A 23434-nucleotide genomic window follows, 5' to 3' on the forward strand; every position below is an offset into this window, starting at 1 on the left:
CTCATTTTTCAGGACACCTTTTGTTCTTACTTGCGTATAGTAGTAAGGATGGGAGGTGTGCCTGTACATATGACAATTCGTGTAACGTTTCGACCGGACAATCAACTGCCTCCGGTCATTCAGACTCCCTTGCCCCGCGAACCGGAACGTATTGTTACTCCTGTGCCGGAGTTGGTGGGACTAGGCAGAATTCGTAAGAATAATAATGTTTCTTCCCTTGAAAAAGACAAGGATAAAATCAAAGAAATCCTGGACGAATTAGAATCATTTACTGGTTTAGTTACCGTAAAACGTCTCATTCGTGATTTGCAAGCCTTTGTGGAGATCCAAAAGCGAAGAACACAAGAAAAACTTATTGCTGAACCCCTTGTTCTGCATATGATTTTCCGAGGAAACCCAGGAACAGGCAAAACAACAGTGGCACGCTTGGTCGGGCGACTGTTAAAAGAGATGGGAGTCCTTCAAAAAGGCCATGTAATTGAATGTGAGCGGGCCGATCTCGTCGGTGAATATATTGGACACACTGCGCAAAAGACAAGGGAACAACTTAAAAAAGCGTTAGGTGGCGTCCTTTTTATCGATGAAGCCTATTCCTTAGCCCGTGGGGGAGAGAAGGATTTCGGTAAGGAAGCCATTGATGCTTTAGTTAAGGCCATGGAAGATAATAAAGATAATCTTGTGTTAATCCTTGCCGGATATCGCCAAGAAATGGAATGGTTTTTGCAGACCAATCCCGGACTGCGCTCACGTTTTCCTATACATATCGATTTTCCGGATTATTCACTCGACGAATTGTTGTCTATCGGGAATTTAATGTTTAAGACACGTCAATATGAGCTAACTCCAGAGGCTAGAGCGGCACTTCGCTTTCAACTCAATAATTTATTAAATACTCATCCTTATGCCGGGAATGCTAGGCTTGTCCGCAACCTCGTAGAAAAGACAGTGCGTAAACAAGCAGTTCGTCTGTTCCAAAAGTCTAGTTCAAGCCGTGAAGAACTAATCCAAATATTGCCGGTGGATATAAACCTGGAGGATCTCTGATCTTCTTTACCACTCTGAAACTATGAGGTTGTAGGTTATTTACACCAACGAGTTCTATTTTAATGATATTGAAAAAACTTAGAATAAGAGGTTTCGTATGGACATGGATATTTCGGGAGACTTGGCAGGGATTCGGGCAAGCCAGATACAAGAACTCAAAAATCTTTCTGAATTTGGGACTGAACGTTCAGAACTGATCCATCCTGAAATTCTAGATAGGCTAATCTACCTTACCCAACTTTGGAATCGAGAAATTGCTTTATACCTTTCCCGTCAGGGTACCTTGTTGGCTGCTGCCGTAGGGCGACATGCCACAGTGACGCTACCCCCGATTAAGGGTCGATCGGTTAGCAAACATCTGCGCTGTATCCATACCCATCCTAATGGGGATTATAGGCTAAGTCCCTTAGATTATAGTGCCTTAGACTCTCTTCAACTGGAAAGTATGTCAGCTGTTGGAGTCCGTGATGGGAAGCTTACCGGTATCCAGATTGCTTATCGAACGGGGGAGAGCGATCCTTATATCGTTAATCTTAGTCCGGAAACCTGGCACAGCTTTGACTATAATGAGTCGCTTGCTAACTTTTCACGTGGTACGACAAAAAAGCAGTCGTCATCGGGTAAAGAGCGCGCTTTTCTTATTGCTTTAGAGGACAGTGAACAAGAAACCAATGAAGATTTGACGGAATTGCGGGAGTTGGCCCGTTCAGCTGGTGTCGATGTCGTTGGGCAGCTTGTCCAACTTCGCCGTTACGGCCAATCACGTAGTTATTTAGGGAGCGGGAAACTTGAAGAATTAGTTCATCGTTTACAGGAAACCGAAGCAAATGTCGTGATCTGTGATGATGAACTATCCCCGACCCAGTTACGAACCTTAGAGACGGAAACCGGGCTCAAAGTATTAGACCGTACGGGATTAATATTAGATATCTTTGCCCAGCGGGCCCAGTCCCGCGAGGGTAAACTTCAAGTCGAGTTGGCCCAACTTAAACATCTCTTACCTTATTTATCCGGTCAGGGACAAGCACTCTCCCGTTTAGGGGGAGGAGTTGGCTCACGCGGTCCAGGTGAAACGAAATTAGAGCTTGACCGACGGAGAATGCGGGATCGCATTACTTTATTAGAAAAAGAATTGAAACTCGTTCTTCAGCATCGAGATGTTCAACGCAAGCAAAGAACGAAAAGTGGGCTTCCGATTATTGCTTTAGTCGGGTACACGAACGCCGGCAAAACGACGTTTATGAAGAAAGCCATGGAACAAGCAGGCAGCCGGTCCGACATCCCAACTGGTGAAAATAAATTATTTGCTACATTAGACCCGATTGTCCGCTCGATCAGAGTTGACTCTTCCTTGGAAATTCTTCTGAGCGACACCGTCGGGTTTATTCGAAAATTACCTACTCAACTGTTGCGGGCATTTTTAGCAACGCTAGAAGAAGTTCAACAAGCCGATGTTCTCCTCCATGTTGTTGATGCGAGCCATCCACAAGCGCTCCAACACGCAGAGACGGTGCATGAGGTGCTAAAGCAACTGGGATGTCAAGATAAACCCATAATTACCTTGTTGAATAAGGTTGATAAAGTCTTGGGTGAAGACGATCTAACCGAGCTATCTCAATCCCTTCCTTATCCAATTAAGTTATCCCTCAAACGTGGGGATTCATTAAAGCAGGTTTGGAAACTCCTCAGCTCTTTACTTGCCTGATAATACTTTGAGAGGTTTTCTTATTTAAGGAGGAAATTTGTTTGCATTCGAATTCTGATTGGCCGGAGTTAATTCGCAAAGCAGTCACCGAAGCGGAAGCAGTACTCCTTGGTCAACTACCTGTTTTACAAGAACAAGCAACACGAAACCACGAGAAGGTTTTAAAGGCCTTTCAAGAAGAATGTGTTGCAACTTATCATTTGCACGGAACAACGGGTTATGGCTTGGGTGATTCAGGTCGTGAGGTCCTTGACCGTGTAGTTGCCCGAATTTTAGGTACGGAGTCAGCAATAGTGCGTGGTCAGTTTGTTTCGGGAACACACGCCATTGCTGCCGCCTTATTTGGCGTTTTACGTCCTGGAGATCATGTGATTTCGGTCAGTGGGACTCCTTACGATACGCTAGAGGAAGTCATAGGCTTGAGAGGAGAGGGGCAAGGGAGCCTCATGGATTTCGGCGTAACCTATGATTCCATTCCTCTCGATACCCAAGCTAAACTACAGTATCCTCTGATAAGCGAGAGCATAACGGATAAAACCCGAATGTTAATCGTACAGCGCTCTCGCGGGTATGCCTGGCGGAACTCCCTGATGATATCTCAGCTCAAGGAACTTGTTGATTATATCAGGAAAAACCATCCTCATTTGATTATCTTCGTGGATAACTGCTATGGAGAATTGGTTGAAGCACTGGAACCTGGTGATATCGGCGTTGATTTGATGGCCGGTTCGCTTATTAAAAATCTGGGAGGAAGTATTGCTCCAACTGGTGGATACGTAGCGGGTCGCTCCGATTTAGTTAAACTAGCTGCCCAGCGCTTAACAGCGCCAGGCATAGGTGAGCACGTAGGCTCAACCTTGGAATGGCAGCGCCTCTTTTATCAGGGATTATTCTTTAGCCCTTTAACCGTTTCTGAATCCCTAAAAGGTGCAGTTTTTTCCGCAGCATTTTGGCGCGCCTTAGGATTTGAAGTACACCCTGAGCCTGAGATGCCCAGAACTGACCTCATTCAAGCGGTAAAACTTGGATCACGGGAAAAGATGATTGCCTTTTGTCAAGGTCTCCAGAAAGGATCTCCGGTTGATTCGCACGTTTTGCCCATACCGTCTGGAATGCCGGGATATGAAGACGAAATCATCATGGCGGGAGGTACCTTTATTCAAGGTGCAACCAGCGAATTCTCAGCAGATGGGCCTCTTCGAGAACCCTATATTGCCTATCAGCAAGGCGGTATTTCACATACTTACGTCCAGCTGGGGAACATTTTAGCAGCTCTAAAATTATGGCAACTGGGGCTTCTCAGCTGATACACTTTGAATCATCGCTACACTGTGTTAAAATAAATAGGCAGAAAGAGGTGAATTATGGAAAACTCAGAGTCGCCGAAAAGTACAGCCCGATTTCTCTTCGAATTGATAGAAATTGTTCTGATTGCCTTTGCGCTTTCTTGGGTATTGCGTACTTATGTGGTTGAAGCCCGCAAAATCCCTACTGGTTCAATGCTACCGACTATTCAACTCGATGACCGAGTTATTGTGGATAAGTTTTTCTTCAAACATTTTGATCATCTTACCGCAGGAGATATAATTGTCTTCCATCCACCACCGAGTGCTCATGCAACAGAAGACTTCATTAAACGGGTTGTCGGCTTACCCGGAGATAAACTCGAAATACGTAATCACACAACCTACGTCAATGACCAACCACTTTATGAACCTTATGTTTTAGAAAAGTCCAAAAATGATTTTGGGCCGATTGTTGTGCCGAAGGATTCCGTATTTGTTATGGGAGATAATCGTAATAATAGCGATGACTCAAGAGTGTGGGGATTTTTACCCATTGAAAACATAACCGGACGATCCCTTTTCCGTTATTGGCCAATTGATCATTTTGGTGCTCTTGCCCGTTAGGCGGGAGCTTTTTTCTTTTTAAGGCATATACTGTTATAAGTTACAATAACATCTCCTTTAAGGGATATTAGGAAACATAGATAGGTTGCTTTTCCAACTACTTATTTGAGAGGATGGGGGATTGTGAACGAACACAAAATTAGTGTGGTTCTTTTGTTTGGCGGTCGCTCAGGCGAACATGAGGTTTCTTTAAATTCAGCTCAATCCATTTTCAAAGCCATCGATCGCAAGCGCTACAGTGTCGAAACAATCGGAATTAATAAACAAGGCCAATGGCTCTGGGGTGTTCTTCCAGAAAACATGATCAAAGAAGGGTTTCCTTCAGCTGAACAAGCTTGTCAGGTTACTTTGGTTACCGATCCTACACATCCGCATTTCATAGCTTTAGACGGTCGTGCACTTCCCAATCAAGGGGAGTTTGACCTGATTTTCCCGGTACTTCATGGACCCTATGGGGAGGATGGAACTCTGCAAGGATTACTCGAAATGGCCAATGTCCCTTATGTAGGATCTGGGGTATTGGGGTCCTCTCTTGGTATGGACAAAGATCGGATGAAAGCAGTCTTCCAGGAAAAAGATCTGCCTTTGGCACGCTATGTGACCCTCCTGCGTTCCAACTTTATTAATAGCCCGGAAACCTGCCTTAATGAGATTGAAGCCAAGATAGGCTATCCCTGTTTTGTCAAACCTGCTAATTTAGGTTCCAGTGTAGGCATTTCCAAAGCACACCACCGTGAAGAGTTGCTGGAGGCCTTGAATATTGCCGCGATATTTGATCGCAAAGTTGTTATAGAAGAAACCATCAATGGTCGAGAGATTGAAGTCAGCGTTTTAGGAAATGATGCTCCGGAAGCCTCACTTCCCGGGGAAATAAAACCTGCGCATGAATATTATTCTTATGAAGCTAAGTATTCTGATATTGGCTCAAGCTTGTTAATTCCAGCTCCTCTCGATGAATCCATTATTGTGCGCTTACAAGAAATGGCCATAGAAGCCTTCCGCGCAGTAGAAGCTTGTGGTCTCAGTCGAGTCGATTTCTTTGTAACTCCTCAAAATGAACTATTTCTCAACGAGATTAATACCTTGCCAGGATTTACAGAAATCTCAATGTACCCTAAGCTTTGGGAAGCTACAGGGATTTCATATTCGGAATTGATCGACCGTTTAATCTCGTTAGGGTTAGAACGTTTTAGGGATAAACAAAACTCAAAAATTTCCCGTGATTAATTTTAGGGCTAAAGATTAAGTAAACTATAAAAAGGGAGCATAATGGTTTCGAACCATTTGCTCCCTTTTTGTGTTGAAATTTATGAATTTAAGGTTAACCTATCTGTTATGTGCATATCTTTGTTTAGAGGGTACATTTACTGAAGGGTACGATAGACACCGACGACCTTCCCTAAAATCGAGACATCCTGGGAATAAATTGGTTCCATGGAAGGGTTTTCAGGTTGGAGTCGAATGAGCGTTCTTTCCTTAAAAAACCGTTTTACGGTAGCTTCCTCTCCGATTAAAGCAACCACAATTTCTCCATTTCGCGCCTCATTTTGTTGCCGGACTATAATAAAGTCCCCATCTAATATTCCTGCCCCAATCATACTTTCGCCTTGCACTCGCAGCATAAACACGTTATCTTGGCGAACAAGATCATCCGGAACGGGAAAGGTGCCTTCAATGTTCTCAACAGCCAAAATAGGTTGCCCAGCAGTGACGTGGCCTATAATCGGTATATGTATGACTTTCTTTGATTCGAGTGTCTCACTGGAGCTATCCAGTATCTCGATCGCGCGAGGCTTTGTGGGATCACGTCGGATATATCCTTTGTCCTCCAATGTCTGGAGATGGCCATGCACGGTAGAGCTGGATAGTAATCCGACAGCTTCTCCAATTTCCCGCACGGCAGGTGGATATCCTTTTTTACGTATTTCCTCTTTTATGAATTCTAAAATTTTCATTTGACGTTGCGATAAATCCGGGTACATAGTCGCACACCCCCATCTTTTCAGCAATATTGTACCATTCATTGAAACAAAGTGCAAACAAATGTTCGTCAAACCACAAAAACAGAGGAAAGTGGGGGAGGGACTATGAAAATCCTATCGACATTCCAGCGAGCGTTGGTTCAGTTAAGTTTTCTTATTCTTCTTGCTATGGTTGCCTGGCAGGTCCTTCATCGCTCGCCCTCAATTCCTTCGGATGTCTATCCGTATCTAAGTTCAATATCACCAGCTTTAGTCAAGCAGTGTACCCAAGAAAACCGTCTATCTCCAACAATTTCTTGGGAGGATCTTTTAGCTATACGCTCGACACTGCCAGAGAAAGAAGCTCAACCGCTGGTTAATCAGCTTAATCTCCAGGTACCATTCGTTGATTTAAACTGGGCAGCAGTTTCAGCAGATACGCTTGGAACAGTTCAAAGACATCGGGAGATTCTAAAACAATATCCCTACTATCAACCCCACAAATATACTTTTCCAGTGGTTGGAGAAACCTGGTTCGAAGATAGTTTCGGGGCGGATCGGGAAGGTGGCAAACGGAGCCATGAAGGGACGGATCTCTTTGGAAAAGAAGGAACCCCCATTGTCAGCACCTGTGGAGGTACAGTCGAACAATTAGGATGGAACCGGCTGGGGGGAGAACGTGTTGGGGTACGAGGTGATGACGGTAATTACTACTACTATGCTCATCTGCAATACATTTCTTCATCGCTTGTGAAAGGCCAACGGATCGAAGCAGGCGAGTCTGTGGGAACTATGGGGCACACAGGAGATGCTTTAACAACACCAGATCATCTTCATTTTGGTATTGAACTATTGAACGGGCAATGGATCAATCCCTATCCATTTTTAGCAGTATGGCAACATTGGAGCGAGTATTAAAACTTGCTCCAAGTCTATAAATTCGTTATAATAACGTTGTTTGTAAGCGTGACTTTGGATACATGTGCTAAATTGCATTTTAAGTGCTTAAAATCTCGAAAAGAGGGTTTAATATTTGAAACGTACTAAGCGTCGTTACAAAAGGCCAATCTTGTTTATATCCGTCATCATAATTGGCCTGTTGTCGCTTGTAGGATACCACAATTTTCACCCAGCTTTAGTCAAAGACTTTTTCGCTTCTGCGTTATCAGCTATATCAGAGACTAAACCTAACTTGCTCAGTTCCAATATATCGACTATAGCAACTGCAGCTACGTCTAAAACGGATCTTTCAACGCCTGATGAAAGCTACGTACTTATTGATCCTCAAACCACTATGACTCTAAAGTCAAGCAATGCCGACGTACAGCGTGCACCAGCCAGTACGACAAAACTTCTTACCGGGCTCATCGCATTGCAGAAATTGAACGAAACGGATATTGTCCGTGTGGGCTCCGAGGTGAATATTGACGGTTCTCGACTTGGGCTTAGTCCGGGAGATGAAATATCGGTCCATGACCTCTTAACTGCGCTTTATGTCCACAGTGCTAATGATGCGGCTGCAGCACTTGCGGTAAAAATCAGTGGGTCAATTCCAGCTTTTGCAGATGAAATGAACCAATATGCGGCCACTCTTGGGTGTCAACATAGTCATTTTACGAACCCACATGGCCTGCCTGACCCTGACCACTATACGACCGCAAATGACTTAGGTAAAATTGCCAGTCTTTTTCTTAAGAATGAAGAGCTTATGAAATTTGTTAAAGAAACCAGTGCTAGCATTCAATGGAAAGATGCGCGAGGTATGAATCGCTATGCTGAAGTGCAGAATACTAACAGTCTTCTGGGGATCTATCCTGGAGACCAGGGTCTCAAAACTGGTACGACTACAGCAGCCGGGCAATGCCTTGTATCCTATGTCACAAGACCAGACGGAGATTTGTTACTCATCTTATTAGGTAGCCAACAACGCTACAGAGATACAATCAAGTTACTAGATGAGGGCTGGGCGGAACAGCGAACAAATGCTGCACTTCGCGGCCTTGCTAAAGATCCCAGATCCCTGATTATGACTCCTGGAATGTTTTAATTTAATCGATTAATAGGAGGTTTAGACCTTGAAAAACCTGGGTGAACCATGCATATTAGCAAATCGTGCATGTACAGAATGCGGCGAATGTGATCTTTGCGATTTAGATCCTACGAAACAATGTGATAACTGCTGCCAATGCATTAATGCTCCAGAGGGAGACTATGCTGAAATTGAGATTGACGACATGCTGTTGAATACTGAAGACCCAAAGGCTGTTAACCGTAATAACAGGAATAGTAATAAATATAAGATAAAGTCCTAATAAAGATATCCTCCCAGTCTTACAAAGGCAGTCATAATTTATAGATCGATAAATCCTGAAATCCTGGCAACAGCGAATAATCTGTTTCTATATGGGTATTGAGCACTAAATATGGGCATAAATCGGCATTACATGAGTGCTAAGAAGTCGCCCTACTGTTTATTAGGGATCCGAATAGTCGGATCCCTTTTCTTTGTCCTGATGAAGGAATATTTGTTATTTTGTAGAAATAACAATTGATAATGAATACATGTTAACTAAAATTGTCCGTAAACATTGCAAAATGTTGTAAGGTCATTTCTAGTTAAGCAATTTGGAGAGGGAGGAATTGAATATATTTAAGAAATTATTTGCTTTTACTCTAATTTTCATATTTTTAATTGTCGGATGTACCAAGGAGAATCATGTGTCTGAGAATTATGTTAAAGTGACACCAAGTAAACTCTTTAAAGGGGATGCTGAAAAGCTAGAACCACATTTGGACATGATAACTGGTTGTGTTGAGGTTAAATACCAAGGTGACAAGAAAAATCTATGTCTTAAATATGAAATATGGGAGAGTGGCAAGCTTAAAGACTCTCAGGATATTGTATCGACAATTATTAGTAACAATGAATTTAATGGAGAAGTTAGCATTTCATTAAAAGATATTATTGGTACTGATCTGCAAAAATCGGATTCTATGATAATGAAAACCGTAATTAGTAACACTAATGGTTACGTTGGTTCAACAAAATACATAGAGAGATTTAATCAAAACTATGGATATGGTCCTGCTGAAATAGCCGGAGAACTCAACGTAACGGATAGTAAAGAGCTAAGTGTGTGGGGATTAACCTCATACAAAGGTTCATATACTACTGGAGGAAAAGGCGTTGAGGATGAAGTTAAAGCGGCAGACTGGGGACTAATCCTAAAAATGTATTTCAAATAAATAAGCAGCTTTAAATAGCATAAACAAGAGGGCAAAAATATCGAGATTATAGATTAATATTTTAAATAAAGAAGTGGACACTGGGAGCACTATGAATTATGATGTTTCTCAGAAGTGGATCAATATCTAGAATATCGGCTTTGAGGAATTACCAATGCCTGTGCGGAAACGAGACTCTTTAATATAAGTAGCTTATAGATAAATGGGTTATGATACAAAAATAGCTAGGATCAATCTTTTTAACCTGTAATGAAATTGTTCAAGAAGGATATACGGTGGATAAACTAGAAGTAATGAGGGATACGAAACAAATCAAACCAGAGTTGGATTATAAAATTTAATTTTGACGGGCCATTGGTTTGAATCCTTAGGGGACTTACGCCCCGTTTACCATTACTCATATAAGAAAGAAGGGGTGTAATTTGCTTACAGTAAACCAGTTGGTTGAGGAATTTGATTTTGAGGTTCTAGCTGGGCATATGGGGTTAGACCGGGAAATCACTGAGTATAGCTTAAAACGTCCTAGTGCCGAATTGGCTGGTTTTTTAAAGCACTTAACTCCCAAGCGGATTCAAGTGTACGGCCGGACAGAATTAGGCCTAATTCAGCAATTTGAAGATTCTATGCGTCGGGTAAAAATTGCTCAAGTAATGGTTCCAGAAGTACCTTGTGTGATTATTACCCGAGGTCTAACGCTTCCCCTGGAGTTTATTGAATTAGCTAGTGAACGCAAGATTCCTCTCTTGACGACCCATCGTACTGCAACTCAACTCTTTTATTTGTTGATTCGTTACCTTATAAATCAGTTAGCTCCTGTCACGGTTGTACACGGTGTTTTAGTCGATGTATATGGAGTAGGGGTTTTGATCACCGGTGAAAGCGGAATTGGTAAAAGCGAGGTAGCTCTAGAACTCATTAAAAACGGGCATTTGCTGGTTGCCGATGATGTCGTAAAAGTTCGTCGGGTTGATGAAGAGCGATTGTTGGGCAACGCTCCGGCAAAAATTCGGCATTTGCTTGAGTTACGCGGCTTAGGAGTTCTGGATGTGACAACGTTGTTTGGAGCTAGTTCAGTGAGAAGTGAAAAAGTAATTCAGTTTATAGTTCATTTAGAGGGATGGCAGCAAGAAAAAATTTATGATCGTTTAGGGATTGATCCGCCTAAAACACGAGAAATACTTGGGATTTCTATTCCAGAGATCACGGTTCCAGTGCGCCCAGGGCGGAATCTTGCAACGATTATTGAAGTTGCAGTTATGCAAAGTAGGAATATGTCTGCTAAGAGCAAGACGCGTACCAACTTTAATAGGGACAAGTAAAGAATCAATGAAGGAAAATCAGATAGTTGAGAACAGAGAAGAATCGTGTTCGATCGTCAGTAAGATTGTAAAGATCAAGATTTTTCGTAATCGTGTAGAGGGTGGCTCTAAGTATGAAGGGGAAATCGTCGGCTTTGAGTGCAGTTCCTCAAGCAAAACTTGTTTATCTAGATGTCATTATCGGATGCTGATGGATGATTTTTAAAGTTTTTGCTTCTTTGTATCCTGATCAAGGACTTATGGGGGGCATTATGAAAGTTACTGATTTAACGCATGTTATTGAATCGGACATGCCAGTTTTCCCAGGAACAGAACAGCCAATTTTTGAAAAAGCGAATACCTTGGAAAAGGATGGTTTTCGAGAGTCGAAAATCACAATGTACTCACATACAGGTACACATATTGATGCGCCGGGGCATATGTTGAGTAATGGGCGTTATTTAGATAATTTCGAAATTGAGCAGTTTATTGGACAAGCTACAATTTTGGATTTTTCAAATGAGAAAATAGAATTAATAGATATGGACAGTTTGAAGCCGTATGAGGAAAAAATTAAAAATGTTGAGTTTCTTATAATAAAAACAGGATGGAGCAAATACTGGGGAGGTGAAAAGTATTATAAAGATTTTCCCTCTTTGAGTGAAGAATCAGCCAAGTGGCTGGCAGAATATAATTTGAAAGGCATTGGTATTGACGCAATTTCAATTGACGATATAAAATCAACTACATTTGCAATTCATAAAATATTGATGCCCAAGGACATGATAATTATTGAGAATTTAGCAAATTTAGAATCCATTAGCCAGGAGTATTTTATTTTATGTATAATGCCTCTGAAGAATAAAAATGCTGATGGTTCACCAGTGCGTGCCATTGCCATAGAAAATATATAGTCCTCCATCATAACCATAGTCACATTAAATGATGCCGTGGTAAAGTCTATTTTCACTGGAACAATTGGATGTTTATCATGATTCATGATTGTGGTTGGGATATAGTCACAAACAGTGGGAGTTTTTATATTTTTTAAATGGGATTCCTTATAAAAGAGCTTGTTTTAACGAATACCCAAGTAATAGTTGACCACCAGAACAAAAAAGTGAAATAAGCAAAGAAGGGATAATACCAGGGTTTAAAATCAAATAGGCCCACATTATGAACTAAATAACCATATCCAACACTAAAAGCCCCAAATCCTAAAACATAAGCGTATTGAAATAACTTTCTTAATGGTAAAAAACGAAGAAAGATCATAACGGTTAAGATCCAACTGGGAGGGGAAAGTAAATTTTCTCCTAAAACATTAAAAATGCCAGCATTTTTGAACCAGATAATATGTAGTACATTCTGAAATAAACCAACTACTACTACATCACCAAATCCTCCAAAAAGTATGCCATAAATAAAGTATTTTTTTAAATCTTTGGGGGGTAGTTAGTAATACAACGATAAAAGCTATTAGGATATACGATGGATAAAATAATGTAGACAGCATAAAAACACGACCTCACTTTTTTTGACGTAGTTCGTTCAATGAAGATAGTTTGTTACTAGTAACTTTTATATATACATAATATAAAATTACTAAACCTAACTACGCTAAAGACCCCTCATACATACATACAAATAAAAGAGGTCCAGATATTGGGGGGGGGCAATTGCTCGTTATCCTGCAGAATATAATTTCTTAATTGGGTCCGATAATAGATATTATGTAAAGTAGAGTGTATTTTACCGTAGGGGGGTAATACTAATAACAGCCCGAAAATCACTGATACGGATTTATAACGCAATTCATCCGTATCAGTGATTTTCGGCTATCTGTGATTTTCTAAATTTGTTACTCATATTGGGCATTTAGATAAACTCAAATGATAACTGACTAAAGTAAATTAAACATCGGGTTTGGGACTATCATTATAATACATTTGACCTTTTCTCAGAGTCCTAGATATATCGACTAAAAAACAAGCCTCTAGGAACCTCTGTAAGGCTTTAGAAATAGATACCTAGAGATAAATCCGGTCCGAGAAACTGTATCTACTGGAGCTAATATAAAGCGTTGAATATGTACATATAATACGATAATACGTTCACCTTTATTTATAGGATTAAATTGTGATGCGTGACTAAATGAATTGTATTATCGATGGTATATTAGAGCCATGAATTAATTTATTATAATACTCCTAACCACTTGCACTATCAACTATGCGTTAAATGTCTATTTAGTGAAGAGTTGTTGTGAATACTTTTCTTTCTATCTTTCGGTTATTACTATCAATCTTCAGCTGGTGTGGATTTCCCATAATTACTTTTCAATATTTATCTGCCCTATAATACTATACCTCTTAATATTCATTGCTCAGTTATCTATCACTGTCCCCCATTTTTATAATTAACTATTCACTATCTGTTCTAACCTTTACTATCGGTTCAACGTATTTCCATAAATTCGAATATTTGCCCATCTATACTGATTATTTCATCAATGGGAATCGCTGTGCCATCGGTCATAACGACAACCCGTTCATATTCGTCTATCTTTTTAGCCGTACTGATAGCAGTAACATAGGCGCCACCATTCTTCTTCGCATCCGGCTGAAAGTAGGTAATTGCGATTTCGGGATACTCTTTAATCCGATCTGCTATGATTTGCAGCCTATCACTCAAAGCGTCTTTCATATATTCGTCCAATTTTAGTCTCTCGTCAGTCAGTCTTGCGGTTTCTTTGATGGCGGCATCATAGCCGGTCAGTGCGGCGAAAGGGGAAAACTGAGCTGCCCGGTCAATAGCAGTCATATGAGGGCGTGTCGTAGAGACATGGTGAGGTAGATTAATGATGTCGTCATATGTCCTCGTCATGCCTTGTGCCCTCCAATCTGCCTGTTCCGGTCTACAGTGGTAGCGCCTTCCTCCAGATTCAAACCCTTTAGAATGGCGTTCTTGCCGTATTTCTTTTTTATTTCAAGCAATGCTTGCTGCATCTTTTTTTCTCGTGCAAGCTCAGCTTCTTCATCTTCTTTTTTTGCCTGAGCAGCCGCGTAATCCGTAAAGAGATCAAGTTGTTCAAAGTTGCCCGTCTTTTGAACAGTTGCCTCACCAACGACATGATTCGCTGTGATGTTGACTCTTCTAATCAGAAGATTTTTGTCAACGATGCGTTCAAACAGATCTGTGACGGCATCCATGATTAGCCTTGTAGAGGAGGTCTGTCTGCCAAGATTTACTGAACCATGTGCGGATTTCGGAACGGCGCGTACGTAGTGGTCAATGGTGATTGCCCCGTGATATGATTTTTTTATCTCTGGATTTGTTAGATTATCGATATCATATCCGACCGTCAAAACAAGCTGGTCACTCACAAGCCTTTTATCTACCAGATCAAGTACCAGCAGATCAGTCATTTCCCGTACGATCAGCTTCGCTTTGTCAAAAGTATAGGCATAGTGCAGTACCTGCCCCGATCCAATACTGTTTGTACTTGGCTTATACGCTTTAATATCGGCAATTGTGCATGGCTCCCACCCCCACGCATGGTCGATCAGAAGCTCAGCGTTGATGCCGAACAGCTTATACAGTAAATCCTCGTTGTAGTAATCGGTAGGTTTACCGAGAGAGCATCTTGCAATATCCCCCATTGTAAAGAGGCCTTTTTCCTCCAACTTGTTGGCATATCCTTTTCCAACGCGCCAAAAGTCTGTTAGAGGCCGATGCGACCACAGGGAGCGACGGTAGCTCATTTCGTCCAGCTCGGCAATCCGCATACCGTTGTTATCAGCAGGTATGTGCTTTGCCTGAATATCCATAGCGATCTTGCTAAGATACAGGTTTGTGCCAATTCCCGCCGTTGCTGTAATGCCAGTTGTTTTGAGTACATCTAGAATCATTTTCGCGGCAAGCTCACGGGCTGAAAGATTGTAGGTGTTCAGATAATCGGTGGCGTCAAGGAATACCTCATCAATGGAGTAGACATGTATATCTTCGGGCGCAATGTACTTCAAATAAATATTGTAAATCTGCGTGCTGTACTCTATATAATACGCCATCCTCGGTGGAGCAACAATGTAGTCCAACGAGAGACCCGGTGAGGATTTCAATTCAGTATCGTTGCAGGAAACGCCGGAAAAGGCTCGTCCTGGTACTTTGCACAGCCGTGCTGCATTTGCTTCCTTGACCTTCTGTACGACTTCAAACAGCCTCGCCCTACCGGGAATGCCGTATCCTTTGAGGGAGGGAGAGACGGCGAGGCAGATGGTTTTTTTTGTGCGGCTTGCGTCAGCGACAACAAGGTTGGTGGTCAGTGGATCAAGCCCTCGTTCCACACATTCGACCGAAGCGTAGAAGGATTTCAAATCAATTGCGATATAGGTTCTGTTCTTCATGCTTATTCTCCGGTTGCCTACTTAAATACAAATTATCTGCTCGACAAATTTCTGTTTATCTGTGCGTTATATAATTATAAGAAATTCACTTTAATCGTTCATATGTCGGCTAAGTCGGAGGGATTGCTCCCTCTTTCTCGCCTAAGAACTGTACGTGTCCCTTTCAAGACATACAGCTCAAGCTCTCATTTATCCGTCTGTCTTTATGATATTTCCGCCAATCTCAGTTGTCTTATGGTTTTACAGCCTTCATGTTTTTGTTGTTCATTTTGAGGCTCACCTTTTAACGGGAACATTTTTCCATATCGTCTATTACAATATCCATGTACCAATTGTAAATTATTATATTTCCTTGTCCCGCCGTGTATCACCGGTACTTTTTCTTTTACTACCAGTTTCCCACTGAAATTCGTAATACTCATTCTGCATATAGGACATTTGTAATTCTGTATTTGGGCCAGTTTCTGTTTGCTTTTAATACAGTTTCTGTCAAACTCCTTTTCGTCCCTATTCTCGAAGTATTCGTTAAGGCAAGCGTCATATGGCGTTGCTCTGAATTTAATAAGTGTATGCCTGACTATCGGTATCCACGACATTTTTGTGAGTTGCTTGTGCTCTTTCGGGTCGGTCAGTATCCATCGGTTTTTGCTTTGTCCCGTTATATCCGGTTTGTAGTATCTATCTATTATCCAAGTTTTGCTTTTCTTTGGATGTAGATATTTTAAAAATATAAACGTACATCCCCAGACATGGTGGTCCATATATGAATACGTCTGTTTTGCGACCGAAGGCGACCAATAGTTCCCTATGCCTCTAATAATGGGATTGAGTTTGTCTATTATTGCACTAACGTTATTGCCTTTCAGTTTCTGTATTTCCTTTGAGATGGTTTCCTTGCTTTTCTTGATAGATTCCTTAGATGGCTTTATCAGCAGTTTTTCGCCCTGATACGTTTGGTATAATCTAACATTAAATCCCAGAAAGGTAAAGCCTTCCTCTATTGGTACTACTCTTGTTTTTTCTTTTGATAATTCCAGGCCCCTTTTATCCAAATATGGTTCCAATAGTCCATAGACATCTTCTGCATCCTTTTGTGTATTACACATTATTACAAAATCATCTGCATAAAACGCCAGTGTATATTTGGTCTTATTTGCATAACTTGCAATTCTGCCATTGCTCTTCACGGGTTTGTATTTAATTCCAAGTAAATCCTCCATACCCATTAGCGCAATGTTTGCAAGTAGCGGTGATATGATATTCCCTTGCCCGGAACCGGATTCTGTTTCGTCAAATATACCGTTGTCAACATATCCTGCTTTCAGCCATTTGCATATCAAGTCAGCATAGGGAAATTCTTTTATCTGCTCCTTAATGTAATCGTGATTCAAATTGTCAAAGCAGCCTTTAAAATCTCCTTCAAAGATCCACCTTTTATTGCCTCTGCAACAGGACAGAAAGATCCTCGAAATAGCGTCGTGACACCCTCTTTTGGGTCTGAAACCGTATGATATTGGTTCAAACCTTGCCTCCCACTGTGGCTCCAATGCTCCTTTACAGATATTTTGGTATATTCTGTCTCGCAATGTAGGTATACTTAGTGGTCTTAATTTTCCGTTTTTCTTTTTGATGTAGGTTCTACGTGACGGTTTGGGCTTATGTTTTTCTATATCCAATTTGGATAGGTCATAAAACAATTTTATTCTATCTTTATTGGATAAAGCTGTTTCTCCGTCAACACCTGCCGTCTTTTTGCCCTTGTTTGTTTGAGTAACTCTTTTTATGGATACCAGTAGCATTGCCTTGCTTCTTACTAAGAGTCTTTGCGGATTTCTTACTTTGCGTTTATCACTAAGACATTCGGCACGGTATATCCGCTGTTGCAATTTTTCTACATACTCGTCAACATGGAACCAGTCGATTTGTTTCCATTGGGTATCGGGAGGTAATGTGGACTTCCTATAACTTGAAGTTTTTCGCATCTGTTACCTCACTTTTGAAATCTTGCTTTTCGTTTTATTCCGTGTTGATTACCAGTTGGAAGTCAGCACCCTTTCAGGCATGTAATTTTACATTATTCGCCCAGTTATTTCTTATTCCTGTTGGTTTGCACCATAGCGACTTTTGCTTTTTCCAACGCTCCCTTATCCTCTGGAGATTGTATCTTCCTTGCGGTTGACCTACCGAAAAATCGGACTTCATAGGACTTATCAAGTTCAGCTTCTATTAGATACGAATGGGTTAGGTTTATTCAATACACCGGCAGATATGTAGGTAGTAACATACGCATATCGGAAGCTGCGTTTTCAAATCTGCAATACAATGGCTAACATATCCCAACCAATGCTGCTAATGACGATGCTTAATCGTAAACCATACCATTCTTTCCCTCGCCCCTAGTTGCCATGGATACTAGGCAACCAGTTGGACTTTTCCTCATGCAACCCACCCCGGAGTTACCCCCGACGCAGTTTTGGACGGGAATGTCCCTACTACTGGGACATCAGACTGTAGTCTGCACTAATCTTTCAAGAAGAAGCCGCTTCTTGTCGCACACCCATTATTAGCCTAACGGGCATATGGACAATGTGAGTTCTTGACTAAGAAACTTTACTATGTAAAAGATATCTTCAATGTAAACTAATATGAGGCAAAAGTCACCTTAACCCATTAGATATCTTAATACGTCGAATAATTTCAAGTACCTTATCTCTCAGATCTAAGGGTTCATAGTAACTGTTATTCCAAGCTTCAACAGTAGCCTTTGATATTTCAACTTTCTTCTGAGAATAATGTAACGATATTTTATCGTACTTTTCGTTATCTAAGATAGATCTATCGTCACTCCACACATACATTTTAGAAAAGAATTTATCAAAAGATTCATAAAGGCCGAAATTTAAATCTTGAATAAGCGCCAAATCAATTGTTAAATCCCTATTAGCATTTCCTTCGTTTCTAAAGTGATGTTTCTTTATGCTCTCAGATGACAACACCTCAATGAATATATCCTTTGGGACATAATTTTCTATTTCTCTTCCGATTGTAACCCAAATATAAACATACTCTGAAATATCCTTTTCGTAACCATTTTCTTGTGTTTTTACTGTCTCTAATTTATCAATAAGATTTTGTACGCGTGTTTTTAGGGGTTGGTCCTCTCTTCCCTTATCAGAGTCGCAAACAACTACTGCATTTCGACTGGTACTCAAAATATCAATGTAACTATTATCTGATAATAAATCATAACTTGTTAAATTTGTGCCTCCATACATTAAAAAGCTGTAGTGTTTACCTTCAACTAAAGGAATATCTGCCAGATCTTTTATCCATTTATTCAAATATATTCTATCGCTTGGCCCTTCCACCCAAATTACTAGGTTACTTTGTAATAACTGGGAAGCTCTTATACCTAGTTCATCCAAAAGTTCATACTTCCGCACAATACCGTTACATTGTTGTGCTATTGATGAACCGTTACTCTTTCTAACAATTCTATGGATACTCCAAGTATTATTGAGTTGGTCAATTAAGGTGGAAGAATGGGTAGAAATATAAAAACGATGCGTAACGAAACTCTGTTCTAAGATTAAAATTAGTTTCAAAACTGCCTCAGGGTGAAGATTGCATTCAGGTTCTTCCATAAATACATTCAAGGAGCGATCCTTATTGATAAAAAGATATGATAACATCATAAATAATTGCGCTACGCCTGTTCCGAGTTGTGTTAAATTTGTTAAAATAGTTTCCCCTCCGCGGCTCATAAAGAATCGAATACTGTCTTTCAATTCAAGTCGAAGGAAATCTTCTCCTAAAATATCCATTAACCATGTTTCTATACTTTTAACGTATTCTACCCAAAGAGGTAAATTATTTTTACTAAGATACTCTAATTGTTCTAATATTTTACTGCCGTCAAAATCGCTTTCAAAGACTGAAGCCGTGTTCCTATCATAATGCCGAATAGGATCAATAAAGACCAAACTATCTCTTAAGGCTATCCAATACTTCAGCGTGTCACAAGGGTAATCATTTTCAAGCCTCATATCCCGATAATCCCCGGTAGCTTGGCTAAAAGCTTTAGGTTTTACATCGTTAGTTGGGTCTAATAAGTAATGTGTTTCATTAAAAGCTACTGATAAACAAGTTTTGTTGTCATTGCAGTTGTGAAAAGAGTGTAACTGACAATTACCAGATTCAGCATGTAGCTTAGGCGGTACACACTTCCACTCAAAGGATATTTCCTCTGTATTTATATCACATTGAATATCCCCTTTAAGCCAAGCCCAAGTATTTTCAGGTTGAAATGCTTTGTTTATGTAATTTAATATTCCGTAATTTTTTTGGGTATAAATTTCATCAATTTGTTCATTATCTGGAAATTCCCTTAACATATTTCTTAGGTAGAAGAAATATTTAAACAAATTAGATTTTCCAGCATTATTAGGCCCAATGATAATATTTATATGCTTAAAATTATCTAATGAAATTCCTTCCTCGTTGGAAAATGATTTCCATCCTTTGAGAACAACTTTGGAGATTTTCATTATTCTACGTCTCCAACATTTCGATTTTTTTCGCTTAATTTCCAAGAATTAATAATGGTTGCCACGTTATACCCAACAGGTAGTCCGGCCGTCCAAGACTTATGAAAACGAACATCGTTACTCTTGGGCCATGGATTTGGTTCATTGAAAAATACTTTCCCAGGGAGTGTAACAGCATCACCAGTTACCAAAGCTTCTCCATCTCTTAAACTCGGAAGTATATTAGCTTGATCACCTAAAGTATCCGGCAATAAACGCCGTATTTTATTCTGATCTAAGTCACTTGTCAAACGTAATGTTATAAAAGTTCCGCATTGGGAAAGTACTGTTGTCGAAACATTAGAAGGCCTTTGGCTAACAACGATTAAACTTAAGCCGTATTTTCTTCCTTCCTTAGCAATTTTCTCAACTCTATCTCGACATAATGAATATTTGGACTTATCATCTTCTGGTATGTAATTATGTGCTTCTTCCATGATAAGCGCTAAAGGTAAATTTTCAGGATCTATGTCCCAATAACAATAATCAAAACATAGTCTTGATAATACTCCTATGCATACTGTTGTTACCTCTGATGGAAGGCCACTCAAATCCAAAACAGTTATATATGATGGATGCTCTGGATTTAGACCAAATAAGGAAATGAAATAGTTTTCCAATGACAATTTTTGCTCCATGTCCTTCCTTAGAAAATTGTATCTAGTATCGTTATTTATATTTTCTATTTTTAATAACATCTTGTTCCATGGTTCTTGATTAGAAGGGCTTAATGGCGTTTTCTTTATTACTATTTTCTCAATCAAAATATCAATATCGAAATAAACGGGGCTATCAACAGAAATTCTATCTTTCACATTTTGCTCATCACAAGTTTCGCGTTTTAATTCCTCGATGATTTTTTTAATTTCAGCTTTTTGGTTCGACCCCGCATCAGGATGATAAATTGCCAAGAATTCCTCTAAATCTAAAAACCAGTATGGTAATGAAAAGGTTTCCCACGTAACGCAATGTGACTTAGCCTCCCATTCTTCAGAAAAAGCATTTGCATATTCATTATGAATATCAAAAAATATCATTCTAGGATATGAGTAGTCTCTTAATATTGATTGTACAATAGTAGCTACAGTACAACTTTTTCCACTGCCGGTGGTACCAAGTATTGCCACATGTCGCCCAAGTAGTTTATCAAGATCTAGATAAACCTCACCTGCTCCTACTATTGGCCGTTTTCCGACCTTAAAATGCTTAAATGGCATTTGCTCTTGCCCTTCATGTCGGTTAATAGTAACACCCATCAAATTATTAATTTGATCACCATTAAGTAAATAAACAGAGCATTTTATCGGTGGTAATTTGTCTATACCTCTAGTGAATTTTCCTTGAGCATTTATACTTCCAACAATTGCAAGTTCAACAATTTGGTTCTCGACAACTGTCTCTTTTCTTTCTATCTCTTCGATTAATACTCTCGTAATAGTACAAATTGTATCACCATGTCCTCCACCGCAATTAACAAATGCCCCAACATCAACATGGAAGTTTTGTTGATTATTTACACAGTTCAACACGTTTGCCTTTACAGTAATTTTGCTCCCATCTACACTTCGTACTTCTCCAAAGATTAGATCTGAAATTCTATTTGACATTTTTCATCATTCCTTTCCTTCTACTTAGAATTAGAAATCCCGTATATTTAATTTTGGGCTGTGTTAAACTTCAGAGTGTTAATATTTTAGCAGTTAATGAATTCCTGTAATATCAAGGTGTTTGAGTGTCTTTGACTCTTAATAAAGGCTTATCTGATACTTGGAACCCCTTATGGAAGTCGTTAAGTCTAGAAAAACCACACTACTCTTTAACTGAGTCAATTTTTGAAAGAATTCTACTCTAAATTAATCAAACTTCCAATTATAGACAAAATGGCTTCAAGACGTCTCCTATCATCCTTGCATGGCGTGGCTTTTTCATATTGTAAAATGGCTTTGATATATAAATTTCTCTCAACTAGAATTCTACTGCTTTCTTAAATATTCCTGCCGAATATTACTATTATCAGAAAATAATAGCCAGAACGACAAAAACGTATGAGAAACTCGCTCGTATGTAACCGAACTTAGTCTCCAGTTTAAAAATTCGCCTGTTTTAAGCTTGACTAATCTAGCTTAGCTAGACCTCAAAACGGGCAATTTTTAATCATCTCCTCGGACACATCCTCTACAACATCCCTCCATTGCTGGACCGGTTCCTTCCCCAGTTCCGCCGGCACCGTCTCCGCTAACCGGGTTTGAATGTCACCACAGCGCTCTTTGACCTGTCGGACCGCTTCCGCTATCTGATCCTCATGGTGATGTTGTTCCAATATTTCCGCCGCAATCCTTTGGCCCAGTTTATCATGCAGGCTTTGATCCAGGCTCTCCTGCATGATCCTTTCAGGGGGTATCACTTTATTTTTATCGTGCAATTGGAGTTTCCCCTCCAGCCCCATGGCGAGAGCTGGCGCAGGCTGAAGCGGTATTCCCCGTTGCCGCTGGCTTTGGCAATGGCTTTTTCCAGCCATTCCGCCACTACTTCTTTCTGGGATTTCGTTTTAATTACAGGGGTGGGCAGGGATTTTTGGGCTCTGAAAAAGGTCAGCCTACTTGGCAAATTATTCTATAGCAATCCGTTCACTTGTCATCCGGATTCTCTTCAATGTACTAAGGTTGCTTTACGGCTGCGAAAGCATAGGGGACGGGGTTGTTGTTACACTCTTGCATGAGTGATGTCAACAACCCCGTCCCCTTGACATTCTCTAAACCGTACCTTGACCACAATCATTGTCCATATCCAATTGGTCTTTTTAGCAGTTCCTTCACGTTGAACTGATAGTCTGCGTTGATTTCTTAAAACCGTGTGAAGCTGCCTCAACTCAGCGTCAGACAAAGGATGCCGCATATGAGTTCTTATTGCATCAAAAATTGGAGTCTGCCTATCTTCTGAAAGATTTTCAAGCAAGGTATCTGTAATATTAGCGGCTGGTACAGGTTTTTCAGTGTAATGTGCTCCACATCCCATACCTATATCACGAAACAATTCATCACGTTCATTCCCTGGCCGTGTACCGGCAAAATATTCTTCATGTTCTGGAGTACGTGGCTGTGTACGGTTATTTGGCAGAAAAACACCTAACATGCTGCTGGTAGCGTGGGGGATGGCTGTATCATAAGGCTTTGATAAAAAACTCTTCCTCTTGTTCCTTTTGAACCATCCCGGGAAGTATTATCTTGTGATGGCTGCACTATATGCCAAGCCTCGTGTGGCAGGTGTTTTTCTTGATG

General features: G+C 40.4%; 18 protein-coding genes. 10 read left to right on the forward strand and 8 right to left on the reverse strand.

Annotation, left to right across the window (positions count from 1 at the left end; translation table 11 throughout):
- The first annotated feature begins 69 nt into the window (after nucleotides 1-69).
- The 5 genes from DSBG_RS00005 (at nucleotide 70) to DSBG_RS00025 (ending at nucleotide 5886) form a co-directional block, all read left to right on the forward strand.
- The gene (locus tag DSBG_RS00005; RefSeq protein ID WP_068962181.1) at nucleotides 70-1044 is read left to right on the forward strand and encodes an AAA family ATPase; all 975 of its coding nucleotides are present in this window, start codon (nucleotides 70-72) and stop codon (nucleotides 1042-1044) included.
- A gap of 103 nt (nucleotides 1045-1147) precedes the next feature.
- Nucleotides 1148-2749 carry a GTPase HflX gene (hflX, locus tag DSBG_RS00010; RefSeq protein WP_068962347.1) on the forward strand — a complete coding sequence of 534 codons (1602 nt, stop codon included), beginning with the start codon at nucleotides 1148-1150 and terminating at the stop codon, nucleotides 2747-2749.
- Between the two features lie 41 nt (nucleotides 2750-2790).
- Nucleotides 2791-4056: a methionine gamma-lyase family protein gene (locus tag DSBG_RS00015; RefSeq protein WP_068962182.1), complete on the forward strand. Its 1266-nt coding sequence runs from the start codon at nucleotides 2791-2793 to the stop codon at nucleotides 4054-4056.
- Between the two features lie 57 nt (nucleotides 4057-4113).
- Nucleotides 4114-4659, forward strand: coding sequence for a signal peptidase I (gene lepB, locus DSBG_RS00020; RefSeq protein ID WP_068962183.1), 546 nt, complete (start codon nucleotides 4114-4116; stop codon nucleotides 4657-4659).
- A 123-nt stretch (nucleotides 4660-4782) separates the two neighbouring features.
- The gene (locus DSBG_RS00025) at nucleotides 4783-5886 is read left to right on the forward strand and encodes a D-alanine--D-alanine ligase family protein (RefSeq protein WP_068962184.1); all 1104 of its coding nucleotides are present in this window, start codon (nucleotides 4783-4785) and stop codon (nucleotides 5884-5886) included.
- 137 nt (nucleotides 5887-6023) lie between these two features.
- Here DSBG_RS00025 and lexA read toward each other — a convergent pair whose 3' ends face one another.
- Complete coding sequence (gene lexA / locus DSBG_RS00030; RefSeq protein ID WP_068962185.1) at nucleotides 6024-6641, reverse strand: transcriptional repressor LexA; 618 nt, start codon at nucleotides 6639-6641, stop codon at nucleotides 6024-6026.
- Between the two features lie 105 nt (nucleotides 6642-6746).
- On the opposite strand from lexA, the gene DSBG_RS00035 reads away from it, so the two are divergent.
- The 5 genes from DSBG_RS00035 to DSBG_RS00065 all read left to right on the forward strand — a co-directional run bounded on the left by DSBG_RS00035 (nucleotide 6747) and on the right by DSBG_RS00065 (nucleotide 12078).
- Complete coding sequence (locus tag DSBG_RS00035; RefSeq protein ID WP_068962186.1) at nucleotides 6747-7538, forward strand: M23 family metallopeptidase; 792 nt, start codon at nucleotides 6747-6749, stop codon at nucleotides 7536-7538.
- Between the two features lie 115 nt (nucleotides 7539-7653).
- On the forward strand, nucleotides 7654-8667 hold the full coding sequence (locus tag DSBG_RS00040; RefSeq protein ID WP_068962187.1) for a D-alanyl-D-alanine carboxypeptidase family protein: 1014 nt from the start codon (nucleotides 7654-7656) through the stop codon (nucleotides 8665-8667).
- Nucleotides 8668-9260: 593 nt separating this feature from the next.
- Complete coding sequence (locus tag DSBG_RS00050; protein WP_242877344.1) at nucleotides 9261-9866, forward strand: hypothetical protein; 606 nt, start codon at nucleotides 9261-9263, stop codon at nucleotides 9864-9866.
- A 422-nt stretch (nucleotides 9867-10288) separates the two neighbouring features.
- A complete protein-coding gene (gene hprK, locus DSBG_RS00055; RefSeq protein ID WP_068962189.1) occupies nucleotides 10289-11185 on the forward strand; it encodes an HPr(Ser) kinase/phosphatase in 897 nt (298 codons plus the stop codon).
- A gap of 194 nt (nucleotides 11186-11379) precedes the next feature.
- On the forward strand, nucleotides 11380-12078 hold the full coding sequence (locus DSBG_RS00065) for a cyclase family protein (protein ID WP_242877345.1): 699 nt from the start codon (nucleotides 11380-11382) through the stop codon (nucleotides 12076-12078).
- Nucleotides 12079-13621: 1543 nt separating this feature from the next.
- Here the strand turns inward: DSBG_RS00065 and DSBG_RS00070 are convergent.
- The 7 genes from DSBG_RS00070 to DSBG_RS00100 all read right to left on the reverse strand — a co-directional run bounded on the left by DSBG_RS00070 (nucleotide 13622) and on the right by DSBG_RS00100 (nucleotide 23288).
- Entirely contained in the window at nucleotides 13622-14050 is a 429-nt protein-coding gene (locus DSBG_RS00070; protein WP_068962191.1) for a hypothetical protein, read from the reverse strand.
- A complete protein-coding gene (locus tag DSBG_RS00075; protein ID WP_068962192.1) occupies nucleotides 14047-15570 on the reverse strand; it encodes a Y-family DNA polymerase in 1524 nt (507 codons plus the stop codon). The genes DSBG_RS00070 and DSBG_RS00075 overlap by 4 nt, the downstream gene beginning before the upstream one ends.
- 203 nt (nucleotides 15571-15773) lie before the next feature.
- Nucleotides 15774-17552 (reverse strand): group II intron reverse transcriptase/maturase, encoded by a 1779-nt coding sequence (gene ltrA, locus DSBG_RS00080; protein ID WP_068962193.1) that lies wholly within the window; start codon nucleotides 17550-17552, stop codon nucleotides 15774-15776.
- A 675-nt stretch (nucleotides 17553-18227) separates the two neighbouring features.
- Nucleotides 18228-20117 (reverse strand): ATP-dependent nuclease, encoded by a 1890-nt coding sequence (locus DSBG_RS00085; protein ID WP_068962194.1) that lies wholly within the window; start codon nucleotides 20115-20117, stop codon nucleotides 18228-18230.
- The gene (locus tag DSBG_RS00090) at nucleotides 20117-21763 is read right to left on the reverse strand and encodes an ATP-binding protein (protein ID WP_068962195.1); all 1647 of its coding nucleotides are present in this window, start codon (nucleotides 21761-21763) and stop codon (nucleotides 20117-20119) included. Before DSBG_RS00090 ends, DSBG_RS00085 begins: the two co-directional genes overlap by 1 nt.
- Nucleotides 21764-22290: 527 nt before the next feature.
- A complete protein-coding gene (locus DSBG_RS23460; RefSeq protein ID WP_242877346.1) occupies nucleotides 22291-22674 on the reverse strand; it encodes a hypothetical protein in 384 nt (127 codons plus the stop codon).
- Nucleotides 22675-22859: 185 nt separating this feature from the next.
- Nucleotides 22860-23288: a hypothetical protein gene (locus tag DSBG_RS00100; RefSeq protein ID WP_068962196.1), complete on the reverse strand. Its 429-nt coding sequence runs from the start codon at nucleotides 23286-23288 to the stop codon at nucleotides 22860-22862.
- Nucleotides 23289-23434: the final 146 nt, after the last annotated feature.

It is taken from the genome of Desulfosporosinus cupriresistens, assembly GCF_001707885.1.
In the GTDB taxonomy this organism is placed as follows: domain Bacteria; phylum Bacillota; class Desulfitobacteriia; order Desulfitobacteriales; family Desulfitobacteriaceae; genus Desulfosporosinus.